15 protein-coding genes are annotated in these 15,058 nt (G+C 69.7%); 8 read left to right on the top strand and 7 right to left on the bottom strand.

Annotation, left to right across the window (positions count from 1 at the left end; genetic code table 11):
• Positions 1–69 precede the first annotated feature (69 nt).
• Together BLR02_RS00945 and BLR02_RS00940 are read left to right on the top strand one after the other, a co-directional pair.
• Entirely contained in the window at positions 70–1,332 is a 1,263-nt protein-coding gene (locus BLR02_RS00945; RefSeq protein ID WP_090659604.1) for a hypothetical protein, read from the top strand.
• 115 nt (positions 1,333–1,447) lie between these two features.
• On the top strand, positions 1,448–1,588 hold the full coding sequence (locus tag BLR02_RS00940; protein WP_090560519.1) for a peptide chain release factor 1: 141 nt from the start codon (positions 1,448–1,450) through the stop codon (positions 1,586–1,588).
• A gap of 60 nt (positions 1,589–1,648) precedes the next feature.
• On the opposite strand, the gene BLR02_RS00935 is transcribed toward BLR02_RS00940, so the two are convergent.
• Genes BLR02_RS00935 through BLR02_RS00910 form a run of 6 tightly spaced genes read right to left on the bottom strand, consistent with a single transcriptional unit; the run spans position 1,649 to position 7,174 of the window.
• Positions 1,649–2,851, bottom strand: coding sequence for an acetyl-CoA C-acyltransferase (locus tag BLR02_RS00935; protein WP_090659601.1), 1,203 nt, complete (start codon positions 2,849–2,851; stop codon positions 1,649–1,651).
• 30 nt (positions 2,852–2,881) lie between these two features.
• Complete coding sequence (locus tag BLR02_RS00930; protein WP_218127833.1) at positions 2,882–3,304, bottom strand: PaaI family thioesterase; 423 nt, start codon at positions 3,302–3,304, stop codon at positions 2,882–2,884.
• Positions 3,301–4,047: a TlyA family RNA methyltransferase gene (locus tag BLR02_RS00925; RefSeq protein WP_090661479.1), complete on the bottom strand. Its 747-nt coding sequence runs from the start codon at positions 4,045–4,047 to the stop codon at positions 3,301–3,303. Before BLR02_RS00925 ends, BLR02_RS00930 begins: the two co-directional genes overlap by 4 nt.
• 4 nt (positions 4,048–4,051) lie before the next feature.
• Positions 4,052–5,974, bottom strand: coding sequence for a 1-deoxy-D-xylulose-5-phosphate synthase (gene dxs, locus BLR02_RS00920; RefSeq protein WP_090659598.1), 1,923 nt, complete (start codon positions 5,972–5,974; stop codon positions 4,052–4,054).
• Complete coding sequence (locus BLR02_RS00915; protein WP_408735458.1) at positions 5,974–6,885, bottom strand: polyprenyl synthetase family protein; 912 nt, start codon at positions 6,883–6,885, stop codon at positions 5,974–5,976. The genes dxs and BLR02_RS00915 overlap by 1 nt, the downstream gene beginning before the upstream one ends.
• A 13-nt stretch (positions 6,886–6,898) precedes the next feature.
• Positions 6,899–7,174, bottom strand: coding sequence for an exodeoxyribonuclease VII small subunit (locus BLR02_RS00910; protein ID WP_090560515.1), 276 nt, complete (start codon positions 7,172–7,174; stop codon positions 6,899–6,901).
• A 355-nt stretch (positions 7,175–7,529) separates the two neighbouring features.
• Here BLR02_RS00910 and BLR02_RS00905 point away from each other — a divergent pair, with 355 nt between their 5' ends.
• Entirely contained in the window at positions 7,530–8,930 is a 1,401-nt protein-coding gene (locus BLR02_RS00905) for an MFS transporter (RefSeq protein ID WP_090659595.1), read from the top strand.
• Positions 8,931–8,956: 26 nt separating this feature from the next.
• Here BLR02_RS00905 and BLR02_RS00900 read toward each other — a convergent pair whose 3' ends face one another.
• Entirely contained in the window at positions 8,957–10,024 is a 1,068-nt protein-coding gene (locus BLR02_RS00900) for an amidohydrolase family protein (protein WP_176849314.1), read from the bottom strand.
• A gap of 320 nt (positions 10,025–10,344) precedes the next feature.
• On the opposite strand from BLR02_RS00900, the gene BLR02_RS00895 reads away from it, so the two are divergent.
• The 5 genes from BLR02_RS00895 to BLR02_RS00875 all read left to right on the top strand — a co-directional run bounded on the left by BLR02_RS00895 (position 10,345) and on the right by BLR02_RS00875 (position 15,058).
• Positions 10,345–11,664 carry an ABC transporter substrate-binding protein gene (locus BLR02_RS00895; RefSeq protein ID WP_245704570.1) on the top strand — a complete coding sequence of 440 codons (1,320 nt, stop codon included), beginning with the start codon at positions 10,345–10,347 and terminating at the stop codon, positions 11,662–11,664.
• Positions 11,661–12,410, top strand: a complete 750-nt coding sequence (locus BLR02_RS00890; protein ID WP_245704569.1) for an ABC transporter ATP-binding protein — start codon at positions 11,661–11,663, stop codon at positions 12,408–12,410. The genes BLR02_RS00895 and BLR02_RS00890 overlap by 4 nt, the downstream gene beginning before the upstream one ends.
• The gene (locus tag BLR02_RS00885) at positions 12,407–13,165 is read left to right on the top strand and encodes an ABC transporter ATP-binding protein (protein WP_090560512.1); all 759 of its coding nucleotides are present in this window, start codon (positions 12,407–12,409) and stop codon (positions 13,163–13,165) included. The genes BLR02_RS00890 and BLR02_RS00885 overlap by 4 nt, the downstream gene beginning before the upstream one ends.
• A gap of 64 nt (positions 13,166–13,229) precedes the next feature.
• The gene (locus BLR02_RS00880; protein ID WP_090560511.1) at positions 13,230–14,084 is read left to right on the top strand and encodes a branched-chain amino acid ABC transporter permease; all 855 of its coding nucleotides are present in this window, start codon (positions 13,230–13,232) and stop codon (positions 14,082–14,084) included.
• Positions 14,081–15,058, top strand: a complete 978-nt coding sequence (locus BLR02_RS00875; protein ID WP_090560510.1) for a branched-chain amino acid ABC transporter permease — start codon at positions 14,081–14,083, stop codon at positions 15,056–15,058. Before BLR02_RS00880 ends, BLR02_RS00875 begins: the two co-directional genes overlap by 4 nt.

Below are 15,058 nucleotides of genomic sequence, written 5' to 3'. Positions count from 1 at the left end.
GCAAGCTCCCTTGACCTTTTCCCCGGCGAGGCGTTTAGCAGTCGTAGCGAGTAGGGATGAGACGAAGCCATGACCTTCGCCGATCCGCAGCCGGCGCAGCTTCGGCAGGGAAGTAGATTCCCTGCCTCCCCAAGCCTGACCGCCGCCAATCCCGGTCTCGATGCCTTCGTGGCGCTCTGCGGCGAAGCGGCCTGGGCAGCCCGCTTGGCCGATATCGGCAACCGCGCCCAGACCGGCTCCCTGACCGGCCGCGCCGCGCAACAGCGGCATGCGCTCGAACTCGCCCTTGCCCGCATCTCCGGGCGGCAGGCCCTGACGCGCGCCACCAGCACCGAGCGTCGCCTTTGCGCCTTCGCCGAGGAAGCGGTGCGCCTGGCGGACAGCCTGCCGGAGGGCCCCCGCGCCCGCCTGCGCGACCAGATCCTCGCCGGGCTCACGGGGGAGGCAACCCTCATCCCCATCTTCCATCTCCTTCGCACCGCTGCCCTGCTGCGCGAGAGCGGCTTCTCCATCCGCTTCACCGGCCTGGCCGAGGGTACGTCGCATGACCTGCTGGTGGAGCGGGATGGCGCCAGTGCCGAAGTGATCTGCGAAACCGTCTCGGCGGAGGAAGGCAGGCCGGTCCATCGGGGCCACTGGTATGCGCTGGTCGACCGCATCACGCCCGGGGTGCAGGCCTGGCTTGCTGCCCATCCCGGCCGCTACCTGCTCAAGATGACCTTGCCCGAAGGTATTTCAGGCCCGGACGACCTGGCGCGGCTGCACCAGCAGATCACCGGGATGCTGGCATCGGAGCGGCGCCAGGACGCCGCGGCCCAGGCCGTGCTGAAGCTCGACCCGCTGATGCTGGCCGGTACCCAGGCGGCAGGCCAGACGCAGGCCAGCCTGTCCGCCCGCCTGCGTGCCCAATTCGGACCCGAGGCGCATCTCGCCATCACCACCGATCCTGGCAGCGGCAGCGTCTTCGTCATGGCAGCCCGGGCCGGGCGCGAGAACGAAATCGCCAGCGCCGTGGCCCGGCGTCTCGGCCGGATGGCGGAGGACCGGCTCTCGGGCCACAAGCCCGGCATCGCCGCCGTCTTCCTCGAGGATCTCGACCGGGCCGAGTGGCGCGGGCTGCGCGAGCAGCTCGAGCTTGAGGGTGCTGTACGGCGGTTCCTGACCACGGCACCGGCCCGCCGTGTCGTTGCCGTCACCTGCGCCTCCCGCTTCGAGATGTTCGGCGCGGCGCCACCGGATGCAGCCATCGAGCCGGCGCTGCGCTTCCGCAACCCGGCGCATCCGGCCGCGAAGCTCCAGGCCCTGGCGCCTGCCATTCTCTCCTCAATGTGACGGGCAAATCAGCCGGATTCCGGAAGGAAACCGTCTTCAATCTGCCACGTTTCCAGCCGGCACCGACCGACGGTGCCGGCAGCCAGGCTGGCGGCGCCAGAGAGGATGGAGACGCATGAACGACCGCGAATTCCAGGCCAAGCTCGACGAGTTGGACCAGTTGCTGAACGACCCCGATGTGCGGATGGACCCGCACCGGGTCTGGACGTTGCTCGCCGAGATCAGCGCGGCTGAGGCTCAGATCGCGGCCGAATAGGGACACGAGGCCCGCCTGCCGCGGCTGGTCCGCGGCAGGCACCCCACCCAGGCGCCTTGTTCAGGCGACCTCGAACAAGCCAGCGGCGCCCTGGCCGCCGCCGATGCACATGGTAACGACCACATAGCGGCCGCCACGGCGCTTCGCCTCGATCAGCCCATGGCCGGCCATGCGGGCACCACTCATCCCATAGGGATGGCCGATGGCGATGGCCCCGCCATCCACGTTCAGCCGCTCATCCGGGATGCCCAGCCGGTCACGGCAATAGATCACCTGGCAGGCGAAGGCCTCGTTCAGCTCCCAAAGATCGATATCCTCGGCCTTGAGGCCGTGCTGCTTCAGCAGCTTGGGCACGGCGAAGACCGGGCCGATGCCCATCTCGGCGGGGTCGCAGCCCGCGACGGCCATGCCGCGATAGATGCCGAGCGGATGCAGCCCGCGACGGGACGCCTCCCCCGCCTCCATCAGCACCGCCGCCGAGGCACCGTCCGAGAGCTGGCTGGCATTGCCCGCCGTGATGAAGCGTCCCTGCTTCACCTGCTGTCCATCGGCCAGCACCGGCTTCAGCCCGTTGAGGCCGGCGAGCGTCGTATCCGCCCGGTTGCCCTCATCCTTCGTCAGCGTCACCGGCTTGTGGCTGATCTCGCCCGTCTCCTTGTTGGCGACGGCCATGATGCTCGGCAGGGGCACGATCTCGGCATCGAAGCGCCCGGCCGCCTGGGCCGCGGCGGTACGCTGCTGGGAGCGCAGCGCGTACTCGTCCTGCGCCTCGCGCGAGACCTTGTAGCGCTCGGCGACGATCTCGGCCGTCTCCAGCATGGACATGTAGAGCTGCGGCACATGCTCGGTGAGCCAGGGGTCGCGCGTGCGGTAGCGGTTCATCTTGTCGTTCTGCACGAGCGAGATGGATTCGAGCCCGCCGCCGACGGCCACCTGCATGCCATCCACCACGATCTGCTTCGCCGCCGTGGCGATGGCCATGAGGCCGGAGGAGCATTGCCGGTCCACCGTCATGCCGGGGACCGTGTCCGGCAACCCGGCCCTGAGGGCGCATTGCCGGGCGAGGTTGCTGCCCTGGCTGCCCTGCTGCAGGGCGGCCCCCATGGTCACGTCCTCCACCTCGGCGGGGTCGATCCCGGCCCGCTTCACCGCCTCGGCGATGGCATGGCCACCCAGCGCCTGGGCCTGGGTGTCATTGAAGGCGCCACGATAGGCCCGGCCGATCGGCGTGCGGGCGGTGGAGACGAGGACGGCGGTGCGCATTCTTGATTCCTCCCGATAGACGGCGACGGCTCAGGCGCCGAGGATCTTCCAGATCCCGTCGGCATGGATGACGGTCCGGTCGCCAACCGTGACCAGGCCCCGCACGAACACCACGGAGCGGGTGGCGCGCAAGATCTCCGCGCGTCCCTCGACGAAATCCCCCGGCCGGGCCGGCGAGATGAACTGGGTGCTCAGCTGCACCGTGGTGCAGGGCTTGCGGCCGGCCGCCTCCCAGACGGTCATGCCGAGCACGTCGTCGGCGAAGCTCATCAGCATGCCGCCATGGACGACGCCGCCATTGTTCAGGTGGCGTGGCTCGGCCGGGAAGCCGTAGCGGAAGCCACCCTCCTCCCGCCTGTACCAGAAGGGGCCGATCAGGGCGGGGTAGCCCTCGGGCCGCATGGGTTTCCAGCCGGCATCGGCTGGGTCGAAGGGGATGGGTGAGTCGCTCATCCCGCCAGCTTATCCCGCAGCGCAGCAATCAGGAACTCGCGGTTCCCCTCGGGGCCGAGCAAGGGGCTCGGCTCCACCCCGAGCACCCGCCAGCCCGGCAGCGCGCCCCACCACTCCTCGATCTTGTGGCAGACGCTGCGATGCACGGCGGCATCGCGCACCACCCCGCCCTTGGCGATGGCAGGCCCCACCTCGAATTGCGGCTTGATCAGCGCGACCGCCCAGGCGCCCGGGGCGCAGAGCGAGAGGGGCTGCGGCAGCACCACCTGCAGCCCGATGAAGCTGGCATCGCAGACCAGCACCTCCGGCACGGCGTCGAGCTGGGAGGCCTCCAGGTAGCGGGCGTTCACCCGCTCCATCACCGTCACGCGAGGGTCGTTGCGGAGGGTCCAGGCCAGCTGCCCGTGGCCCACATCGACGGCGAAGACCCGCGCCGCGCCGTGATGCAGCAGCACATGGGTGAAGCCGCCGGTCGAGGCGCCGACATCGAGGGCAACCTTTCCCTTCGGCGAGAGGCCGAAATGCCGGATGGCGTGGTCGAGCTTCACCCCGCCCCGGGAGACCCAGGGGTGATCCTGGCCACGCACCTCGAGCGGCGTGCCGGGGGCGAGGAACTGCCCCGCCTTCTCCACCCGCTGCTCGCCCGAAAAGACCTTGCCGGCGAGGATCAGCGCCTGGGCCCGGGTGCGGCTTTCGGCCAGCCCCCGGTCCACCAGCGCCTGGTCGGCCCGCTCCTTGGCGATGGCCTCAGGCCCGCGCCGGCTGCACGGCAGCACTCGAGCCGAGCGCGGACACCGCCATGGCGACGATCTGCGCGGCGTTCAGCCCCGCCTCGTCATACTGCTTCTTCGGATTCTCGTGGTCGATGAAGCGGTCCGGCAGGACCATCGGCCGCACCTTCAGCCCATGGTCCAGCATGCCGCGCAGCGCCAGGTGGTGCAGCACGAAGCTGCCGAAGCCGCCGACCGAACCCTCCTCGATGGTGATCAGCACCTCATGCTCGCGCGCCAGCCGCTCGACCAGGTCGGTGTCCAGCGGCTTGGCGAAGCGGGCATCGGCCACGGTGGTGGAGAGGCCGCGCGCGCCCAGTTCATCCGCCGCCTTCAGGCATTCGCGCAGGCGCGCGCCGTAGGAGAGGATGGCGACCGAGGTGCCTTCCTTGAGGGTGCGTCCCTTGCCGATCTCGAGTGGCGTGCCGCGCTTCGGCAGCTCGAGCCCGAAGCCCTCGCCACGGGGATAGCGGAAGGCGCTCGGCCGGTCGTCGATGGCCGCCGAGGTGGCGACCATGTGCATCAGCTCCAGCTCGTCGGCCGCAGCCATCAGCACGATGTTCGGCAGGCAGCCGAGATAGGCGATGTCGAAGCTGCCCGCATGGGTCGCGCCATCGGCGCCGACCAGCCCCGCCCGGTCCATGGCGAAGCGGACGGGGAGCGACTGCAGCACTACGTCATGCACCACCTGGTCGTAGCCGCGCTGCAGGAAGGTGGAATAGATGGCGCAGAAGGGCTTCATGCCCTCCGTCGCCATGCCCGCGGCGAAGGTCACCGCATGCTGCTCGGCGATGCCGACATCGAAGCTGCGCTTGGGGAATTTCCTGGCGAAGGCATCGAGGCCCGTGCCCGCCGGCATCGCCGCGTTGATGGCGACGATCCGGCTATCCGCCTCGGCTTCCGCGATCAACGCATTGGAGAAGACCTTGGTGTAGCTCGGCGGCCCCGGCGGCGGCTTCTGCTGCTCGCCGGTGACGACGTTGAACTTGACGACGCCATGATACTTGTCGGCGCTCGCCTCGGCTGGCGCATAGCCCTTGCCCTTCTGCGTCACCACATGCAGCAGCACCGGCTCGCCGAGCTCGGTATCACGCAGGTTGCGCAGGATCGGCAGCAGGTGGTCGAGGTCGTGCCCATCAATCGGCCCGACATAGTAGAAGCCCAGCTCCTCGAACAGCGTCCCGCCGGTGAGCAGCCCGCGTGCGTACTCGTCCGCCCGCTTGGCGGCGCGTTCGATCGGCGCCGGGAAGCGCCGCGCCAGCTTCGCCATCATGTCGCGGATGGAGAGGAAGGGCCGCGAGGAGACGACCTTCGATAGATAGGCGCTCATCGCGCCGACGGGCGGCGCGATCGACATGTCGTTGTCGTTGAGGATGACGATGAGGCGCGACTTCTCCGCACCCGCATTGTTCATCGCCTCATAGGCCATGCCCGCGCTCATCGCGCCGTCGCCGATGACGGCGACGACGTTGCGCGGGTCGCCCTTCAGCTCGCTCGCCACCGCCATGCCGAGGCCGGCGGAGATGGATGTCGAGGAATGCGCCGCGCCGAACGGGTCGTACTCGCTCTCGCTGCGGCGGGTGAAGCCGGAGAGGCCGCCGCCCTGGCGCAGCGTGCGGATGCGGTCGCGCCGCCCGGTCAGGATCTTGTGGGGATAGGCCTGATGGCCGACATCCCAGATCAGCCGGTCCCGCGGCGTCTCGAAGACGGCGTGGATGGCGACCGTCAGCTCGACGACGCCGAGCGATGCGCCGAGATGCCCGCCGGTCTGGCTGACCGCGTGGATGGTCTCGGCCCGGAGCTCGGCGGCGAGCTGCTTGAGCTGCTCGGCCGAGAGGTTGCGCATGTCGGCCGGGATCTTGACACGGTCGAGGAGTGGGGTTGCGGAGGGTACGGACATCAGTTCCTCCGCTCGATCACGAAATCAGCGAGCATGCGCAACAGGTCTGCCCTCTCTCCGAAGCCGTCAAGATGCGATTTGGCCTGGTCGACGAGCCGGTCGGCCTGCAGCCGGGCCCGCTCGAGGCCGAGCAGGGAGACAAGGGTCGCCTTGCCGGCCTCGGCATCCTTGCCGGTCCGCTTGCCCGTCTCCTCGGCCGTGGCCGTGGCGTCGAGCAGGTCGTCGGCGATCTGGAAGGCGGCGCCGAGGTCCCGCCCGTAGCCCAGCAGCGCATGGCGCTGCGAGGCGGCGGCCTTGCCGAGGACGGCACCCGCTTCGGCGGAGAATTCGATCAGCTTGCCGGTCTTCAGCGTCTGCAGCCGGCCGATCGCTGCCTCGTCGAGCTGCTGGCCGCCCTCCTCCGCCAGCATGTCGAGCATCTGGCCGCCGCACATGCCGCGCGCGCCGGAGGCCTGGGCGAGGCAGCGCACCAGCTCGGCCCGCACCGCCGGGTCGGGATGCGTATCCTCCTGCGCGAGGACGAGGAAGGCCTGGGTCTGTAGGGCATCGCCGGCGAGGATGGCGGTCGCCTCGTCGAAGGCCTTGTGCACGGTCGGCTTGCCGCGGCGCAGGTCGTCATCGTCCATCGCCGGCAGGTCGTCATGCACGAGGCTGTAGGCATGCAGCATCTCGATGGCGCCGGCGACGCGGAGCGCGGCATGGCGCGAGACGCCGAATTGCCGGGCGCCCTCCAGGACCAGGAAGCCGCGCAGCCGCTTGCCGCCGCCCACGGCGGCGTAGCGCATGGCGGCATAGAGCCGGGCCTCGGGCCCCTCCTCGGTCGGCAGCAGGATGTCCAGCGCCTGGTCGATCTCCTCGGCTGCCCGCGCCATGGCGCGGCGGAGATCCTGGGTCTCGGTGGTCATGCTCATTCCTGGGTGGGCCTCATTCCACGTCGCGGAGGGTGGGGCCACCCGGCGCATCGACGATCGCCTGCACCTTCGCCTCCGCTTCCGCCAGCTTCTGCTCGCAATGCCGCCGGAGCGCGGCGCCGCGCTCGTAATCGGCGATGGCCTGGGCCAGCGTGCCCCGGCCACCTTCCAGCGACTTCACGATCTCTTCCAGCTCCGCCAGAGCGTCCTCGAAGGACAGCGTGCGAAGGTCCTCCGCCGGCGGGGGCTGCCGCCGCGCAGGGGCCTGCTGGCCGTGCGCCTCTCCCATACGGGTCTCCTAGCTCGAACCCCCAGCATACAACCCTTGCCCGTTTGGTAACACCGGCTGCTTGCATCCCAGGCCGAGCGTTTCCTTTTTGACACGTAGCGGGTCAGACACTCGACGTCCCGCAACAAGCTTTCGCATTTTCAACGGCATGGCTTGTCCGTTTTGTGCTCACGAATACGTCATCGCTGGGCCCGACCAGCGTATACGACCAACGGTTGCGCTGTGTATCAGCGGGCGCCCACCATTCCCGAAGCGCGAGACCACATCGCGCGAACCACCATGGTAACCCCCGGCACCAAGACTGGCACCGGGTAAGGCGCGGTTAATGCGCGAGGCCAGGAGGGAAGGAAACGGCATGAGTTCGACGACACTGGACGGCGGGGCAACACCCCTGCCCGGGCCCGCCACGGCCGGTGGCCCGCTGGAGGAGCAGCACATGCGCTCCGCCGCCTACCGCAACGTCGCGGCGGAAGGCGGGCGGCTGACCGGCACGCACTGGCACATCGCCTGGGCCAATGGCCTCGGCTGGGGCTTCGATGGCATGGACGGCGCCATCTTTGCCCTGGTCGCCCCGCTGGTGATGCAGGAATTCGCCGTTGGCCTGCCCGAGTACCGCAGCGGCGTGCAGATCGCCATGCTGGTCGGCATCGTCGGCCTCTATCTCTGGCCCTGGCTTGCGGACCGCTATGGGCGGCGGACGCTGCTCGCCATCAACATCGCCATGTTCTCGCTGATGATGCCGCTGGTGGCACTCGCGCCAACCTGGGGCTTCTTCGTCGCCGCCTATGCGATGTGCCGCTTCGCCCTCAACGGTGAGTGGGCCATCGGCTCGATGCTGGTGGCGGAGACCTGGCCGGCGCGGCTGCGCGGCCGGATCGTCTGCGCCGACCGCGCCGCCTGGGGTGTCGGCGCCGCGCTGGCCGGCACCATCACCGCCGTCGTGGTGGGCGCCTGGGGCTGGCGGGCGGCCTTCGTCCTGCCGGCGGCGGTCGCGCTGCTGGCGATCTATGTCCGCCTGCTCTGCCCGGAATCGCCCTACTGGGTCCGCACCATGGACCGCAAGCGACGCATCCGCGCGCAGCTGGCCGGCGGTGGCCGGCTGAATGCCGATGACACGGCCTGGATTGGCAAGGCGGAAAAGGTCGGCATCCGCCAGCTCTTCCTGCCCGACATGCTGCGCAACACCAGCCTCGCCACCTTCGTCGCCACGACGAACCTCATCGCCTTCTCGACGGTCGGCCTGTGGATGCCCCTTTTCCTCAAGGAGGCGCATGGCTGGAGCACGGCGGAGTACAGCAGCTTCTACATCGCCTGGGGTCTCATCGGCGTGGTGGGGATCGCCGGGGCCGGCTGGATCATCGACGTCTTCGGGCGGCGGCTCGGCTTCCTGCTGATGCTGCTGGAAGGGGCGCTGTTCATCACGCTCTGGATCTACACCGACAGCCGTCCCCTGCTCTGGACCTATGGCCTGCTCTGGAGCATCGGCTTCCTCGGCGTCTGGGGGCCGGCCACGACCTACACGACCGAGATCTACCCGACACGCATCCGGGGCGTCGGCAACGGCTTCTCCTGGGCCGTCGCCTTCTTCATCGGCTATGTGCTCTGGCCCTTCGTCGCCGTCTGGCTGCGCGAGAGTACCGGCAGCTTCGCCGCCGCTTTCCTCATGATCCCGGTCTTCATGCTGCTGCAGGGCGCCGTTATCTGGTTCTGCAGCCCGGAGAATGCCGGCAAGGAGCTCGACGGCATTCATGTCTGAGCCATGACAGGGGGCGCTGCCCGGCGCTACAGCCCGAGCAGCGCCCGCGCCGTGCCGCCGGCGAGCGCCGCCCGCGTCGCCGCGTCGAAGCTCTCGACCGAGCAGATATGGCCGATCGGGTCGCTCTCGGCCATGTCGAAGGGGAAGTCGGTGCCCATCATGATCCGGTCGGCGCCGTAGAGCCGCACCAGGTATTCCAGCTGGTGCGGCGTGAAGACGATGGTGTCGAAATACACCTTTCGCAGGTAATGCGTCGGCGGCTGCGGCAGCGTGCCGCGGCTGTCGGAGCGGGCGCCCCAGGCATGGTCGATCCGCCCGGAATAGGCCGGCAGGAAGCCGCCGCCGTGCACGGCGAGGATCTTCAGCGCCGGATGGCGCTCCAGCACGCCGTCGAAGATCAGGTAGTGCAGCGCGACTGTGGTATCGAGCGGGTTGCCGAGCACGTTGTTGAGGTAGAAGCGCGTGAGGCGCCCGCCCTCGCTGAAGCCGTTGGGATGGATCATCACCAGTGCGCCGAGCCGCTCCGCCGCCGCCCAGAATGGCTCGAAGGCGGGGTCGGAGAGTTCCCGGTCGCCGATGGTCGTCAGGATCTGCACGCCCTTGAAGCCGAGCGGGCCCATGCAGCGCTCGAGCTCGCGCACTGCCTCCCCGGCATCCTGCATCGGAACGGAGCCGAGGCCGAGGAAGCGGTCCGGCCGCGCGGCGCAGAAGGCGGCGATGCCGTCATTCACCATCCGCGTCGCCGGCACCGCGATGTCGAGCGGCACGGTGTAGTAGCATTGCGGCGGCGGCGGGGCGCAGACCTGCAGGTCGATGCCCATCCCATCCAGCTCCGCCAGGCGCGGCCCGTGCTGGGTGAAGACCGTGCGCCGGTCGGCATTCTGCCGGGCGTTCAGCGCCGCGGTCTCCGGCGTTGCGAAGCGGCTGAGCGGGATTGTGGAGGGGTCGAGATGGGGCGCGACGAAGGCGCCGGCCTCCGGCACCAGCACATGGGCGTGGATGTCGATGGTCAGGCTCGCCGGCCGTGTCTCCCGGCCCGGTCGGCCGTGGATGCGCGCGGCGGTCGCGCCGTAGTGGTTGCTGGGCCCGGTCATCGCCTCGTCTCCGCTTGCCGCCGTCGAGGCTAGCCGCCAGGCGGCGGCGGAGCCATCCGTCCCGGGCCTTGGCGCGGGCGGGGCGCCGGCCCACCATCCAGGCAGGAGGGCCGCATGCCGATCGAACAGGCGCTTGAATGGATCAGCCAGCACCGCACGGGGGTGGTGATCATGGTCGTCGTGATGATGGTGACGATCGCCGCCCGGAACCGAAAGTAGCGGCGGCCGCGGCTCTCGCTTGACGGCGACCCCGCAGCCGGGCTTCGCTCTGTTCCGCACGCGCCCCGGCAGAGGGCAGCGGCACCAGGGAGAGACGCCAGATGAAGGCATTCGGGAGCACCCGTCGCGGCCTGCTGCAGGCCGGCGCGGCCCTCACCATTCCCGCCACGGTGGCGCGCGCCCAGGGCCCGGCGCGCGGGGGCGACCCGCTCCGGGTCGGGGTCATGACCGACCTCTCCGGCCCCTTCGCCGGTGCCGGCAGCCAGCCGCTCTTCTGGGGCGCCGAGGTGGCGATCGAGTTGTTCAACGAGCGTGGCGGGGTCGATGGCCGCCCGGTCCAGGCCATCACGGCCGATAGCCAGAGCAAGGCCGACGTCGCCATCAACGAGATGGAGCGGCTGCTCGGCCAGGAACGGCTGGAGGTGGTGACGGGGATCTATTCCTCGGCCCATGCCGTGCCGCTCTCGGGCCGGTTCGAGCAGGCGAGGAAGATGATGTGGATCACCTCGGCCATCGCGACCGCGGTGCTGAAGGACAAGAATTTCCGCTATGTCTTCCGCCCCACCGTGCATTCCGACCAGTATGGCGAGGGCTCTATTTCCGCCATCGCCGACAACGCCCAGGCGAAGCTCGGCATCGCGCCCGACAAGGTGAAGCTCGGCGTCATCTACGAGGATGGGCCCTACGGCACCGGCGTCGCCGCGGCGATCGAGGCGAATGCCAGGCAGCGCAACATGCCGATCGTGCTGAAGGAGGCCTATTCGGCAACCGCGCCCGACCTTTCGACCCTGGTGACGAAGCTGCGGCGGGAGCGGCCGGATATCGTCCTGCAGGTTGGCTACAACCCGGATATCACGCTTTTCCTCCGCCAGGCGAAATCGGGCGGGCTGCGCTTCAAGATGCTGATCGGCCATGGGGCCGGCTGGTCGCAGATCGACCGGCTGAGCGAAACCTTCGGCCAGGACGTCAACTACATGTGCAACGTGGACCCGGCCGCGACCCAGATGCTCGACTGGAGCAAGCTGCAGCCCGGGGTCGGCGACCTGGCCAAGACCTTCATGGACCGGTTCCAGGCCAAGCATAAGCTGAGCGACCCGCCGACCCATGCCTCCATGGGCTTCAACAACACCTGGATCTTCCTCGAGCACGTGCTCAAGCCCGCCGTGCGGAAGACCGGCGGGATGACCGCCGATGCGCTGCGGGAGGCGGCGCTCGAGGTGGACGTGCCGACCGGCGGCACCATCCAGGGCTATGGCGTGAAATTCGCGCCTCCCGGCAACCCCATGGCGGGGCAGAACGAACGCAGCATCGCGGTGGTCATGCAGTTCGAGAACGGCAAGTCGAAGGTGGTCTGGCCCGCGGCGCTCGGCCAGCCGGTCGTCATGCCCCTGCCCGCCAGCAACGCCTACGCCGCCCGATGAGCGCGGCTCCGCTGCTGGAGGTCGCCGGGCTCACCAAGCGGTTCGGTGGCTTCACCGCGGTCGACAATGTCTCCTTCGCCGTAGGCCGGGGCGAGATCCTCGGCCTGCTCGGGCCGAACGGCTCGGGCAAGAGCACGAGCTTCAACTGCATCGCCGGCATGCTGAAGCCGAGTTCGGGCTCGGTGCGGCTGGCCGGGGAGGAGATCGGCGGGCTGACGGCGGACGAGACCTGCCGCCGGGGTATCGGCCGAACCTTCCAGATCCCCCGCCCCTTCCGCGGTCTCTCCCTGCTGGAGAATGCCGTGCTCGCCGCGCATTACGGCGCCGGCGGGCATATCAGCCGCGACGAAGCGGAGACCCGGGCGCGCGATGCGCTGCGCCTCGCCCAGCTGCCCGACGACCCGCATGCGACGACGCAGGGCCTCGGCGCCGCCGGGCTGAAGAAGCTGGAGCTGGCCCGGGCGCTCGCCACCCAGCCGCGGCTGCTGCTGGCGGATGAGAGCCTCGGCGGGCTGGACACCGCCGAGATGCACCAGGCGGCCGCCATGCTGAAGCGCATCCGCGACGAGCGTGGCATCACCATCGTCTGGGTGGAGCACATCATGGGCGTGCTGCTCTCCGTCGTCGATCGCGTCGTGGTGCTCGACCATGGTGCGGTGATCTTCCAGGGAACGCCCGAGGCGGCGCAGGCCGATGAGCGCGTGGCCGAGGTCTATCTCGGCCCGCCCGAGAGTCGCGCCGCATGAGCGCCGCCCTCGACACCCGCGCCGCGCCACAGTCGCCATCGGGCGGGACGCTGGAGCTTTCCGGCATCCATGCCGGCTATGGCGACTTCCAGGCCCTGTTCGGCATCAGCCTCCGCGTCGAGCCGGGCGAGGCGGTGGGCGTCGTCGGCCCCAACGGTGCGGGCAAGACGACGCTGCTCCGCGTCATCTCCGGCCTTATCCGCCCGACCGCCGGCACGCTGCGCTTCGGCGGGCAGGATCTGGCGCGGACGCCGCCGCACCAGCTCCCCGCCCTCGGCATCGCCCATGTGCCGGAGAACCGCCGCCTCTTCCCGCACCTGACCGTGGAGGAGAACCTGAAGGTCGGCGCCTTCTCCCCAGCGGCGCGGGCGCATTTCGCGGAGCGGCGGGACCGGGTCTACGACCTCTTCCCGAAGATGAAGCAGCGGCGCCACCAGCTGGCCGGCACCATGTCGGGCGGCGAACAGCAGATGTGCGCCATCGGCCGGGCGCTGATGTGCGCCCCGCGCATCCTGCTGCTGGACGAGCCATCGGCCGGCCTCGCCCCGATCGTGGTGAAGCAGGTCTTCGACCTCGTCCGCCGCATCCGCGAGGAGGGGCTGACGGTGCTGATCGTCGAGCAGAACGTGGCGCAGGTGCTGCGCGTCGTGGACCGCGCCTATGTGCTGGAAACCGGCCGCGTCGCCGCCGAGGGACGTTCCTCCGAGCTCGCCGCCGACCCCGCCATCCGTCGCAGCTATCTCGGGGGGCACTGACCGTCCGATCGGCGGAGGGCGCAGCCCGACGACGTGAATCGGCCGGTTCTCACAAGGAGGACCCATGGATCCCTTCCTGCTGGAGGCCATCGTCAACGGCATCCTGCTCGGCGGCGTCTTCGCCCTGCCGGCGCTCGGGCTGAACCTCGTCTTCGGCGTCGTGGACGTTGTCTGGCTCTGCTATGCGGAGCTGGTGATGGTCGGCATGTATGCCGTCTGGTTCCTCTATACCCAGCTCGGCTGGCCGCTGCCGCTCGCCTTCGGCGCCTGCCTGCCGGTGGTCGCGCTGCTCGGCGTGCTGCTGCACCTGCTGGTGGTGCGGCCCCTGCTGGCAGCGCCGCCGATCAACCAGGTCCTGGCGACGGGCGGCGTGCTCTTCCTGCTCCAGGGCGCGATGACGCTGATCTTCCGCACCGATTTCCGCAGCCTCGGCGTCGACATGCCGCCGATGGAGGTGGGCGAGATCTTCGTCAGCGGCACCAAGCTGGCGGCCTTCTGCGCGGCGCTCCTGGGAGCGGCGGTGCTGTGGGCCTTCCTGAAATTCACCTATGTCGGGACCGCCATCCGCGCCATCGCCCGCGACCGGGAGGTGATGCCGCTGATGGGCGTCGATCCGCAGCGCATCTACCTGATCGCCTCGGCGGTGGGCGGGGCCCTGGCCGGGCTCGCCGCCTGCCTGCTGGTGGTGCAGCTCGACGTCCATCCCTTCGTCGGCCTCTCCTTCGGGCCGATCACCTTCATGATCTGCGTCATGGGCGGGCTCGGCAACATGCTGGGCGGCTTCCTGGCCGCCTTCCTCATGGGCATCATCGTCTCGGTCGGCGGCTTCTGGGGGACGACCGAATTCTCCTATGTCGTTGCCTTCGGCTTCTTCATCGTCACCATCTTCGCCCGGCCGAGGGGGCTGTTCGCCCGATGAGATACGTCATCCCCCTGCTGCTGGCGCTGGCCTGCATCCCGCTGCTCTCGCCGCCCGACTACTTCATCCATCTCGGCGTCACCGTGCTGCTGACCGCGGTCGCCGGGACCGGCTGGGCCATGATGGGGCGCTACGGCCTCGTCTCCTTCGGCCATGGCGCCTTCCTCGGCATCGGCGCCTATACCATGGCGCTGCTCTGGAACATGGCCGGCCTCAGCCCATGGATCGGCATCCCGGTCGCGGTCGGGCTGGCGGCGCTGGTCGGCGTCATGCTCGGCTATCCCTGCTTCCGGCTGAAGGTCGTCGGCCATTACTTCGCGCTGGTGACTCTGGCCGCCGGCGAGATCGTCCGCATCCTCATCACCGCGCTGCGCGAGCATACCGGCGGCTCGCTCGGCATGACGCCGGACCGGGTGCCGGCCGACCAGGCCTTCCTGGCGATGCAGTTCGACAAGGCGGGCTTCTGGTGGCTGGCGCTGCTGGCCTGGGCGGGCGGGCTGCTGGCCTGGTGGCTGCTCGACCGGTCCATGGCCTCGAAGGCGCTCGCGGCCATCTCCGAGGACGAGGAGGCGGCCGCCTCCATCGGCATCCGGGTGACGCGGGAGAAGCTGCGCGTCACGGTGATCTCGACAGCCCTCGCCGCGCTGGCCGGCGCACTGACGGCGCAGTACCGGATGTACCTCAATCCGGAATCGCTCGCCGGCCTCGGCATCTCGCTGCAGATCGTCTTCGGCGCCATCGCCGGCGGCATGTATGCACCGCTCGGGCCGACCGTCGGTGCCATCATCACCATCGGGCTGGAGGAGGGGCTGCGCATCGCCTTCGGCACGGAGTTCACCGGCGGCGCGCCGCTGATCTACGGCATCCTGCTGGTGCTCTTCATGATCTACCTGCCGCGCGGCATCGTCGGCATCGTCGAGCGCAAGCGGCGCAGCGCCGCCGCACCGCTCGGCCTGCCGGTCGCGGCGAAGTAG

It is taken from the genome of Belnapia rosea, assembly GCF_900101615.1.
Lineage (GTDB): Bacteria > Pseudomonadota > Alphaproteobacteria > Acetobacterales > Acetobacteraceae > Belnapia > Belnapia rosea.
This window is presented reverse-complemented; position numbering and strand designations above follow the sequence as displayed.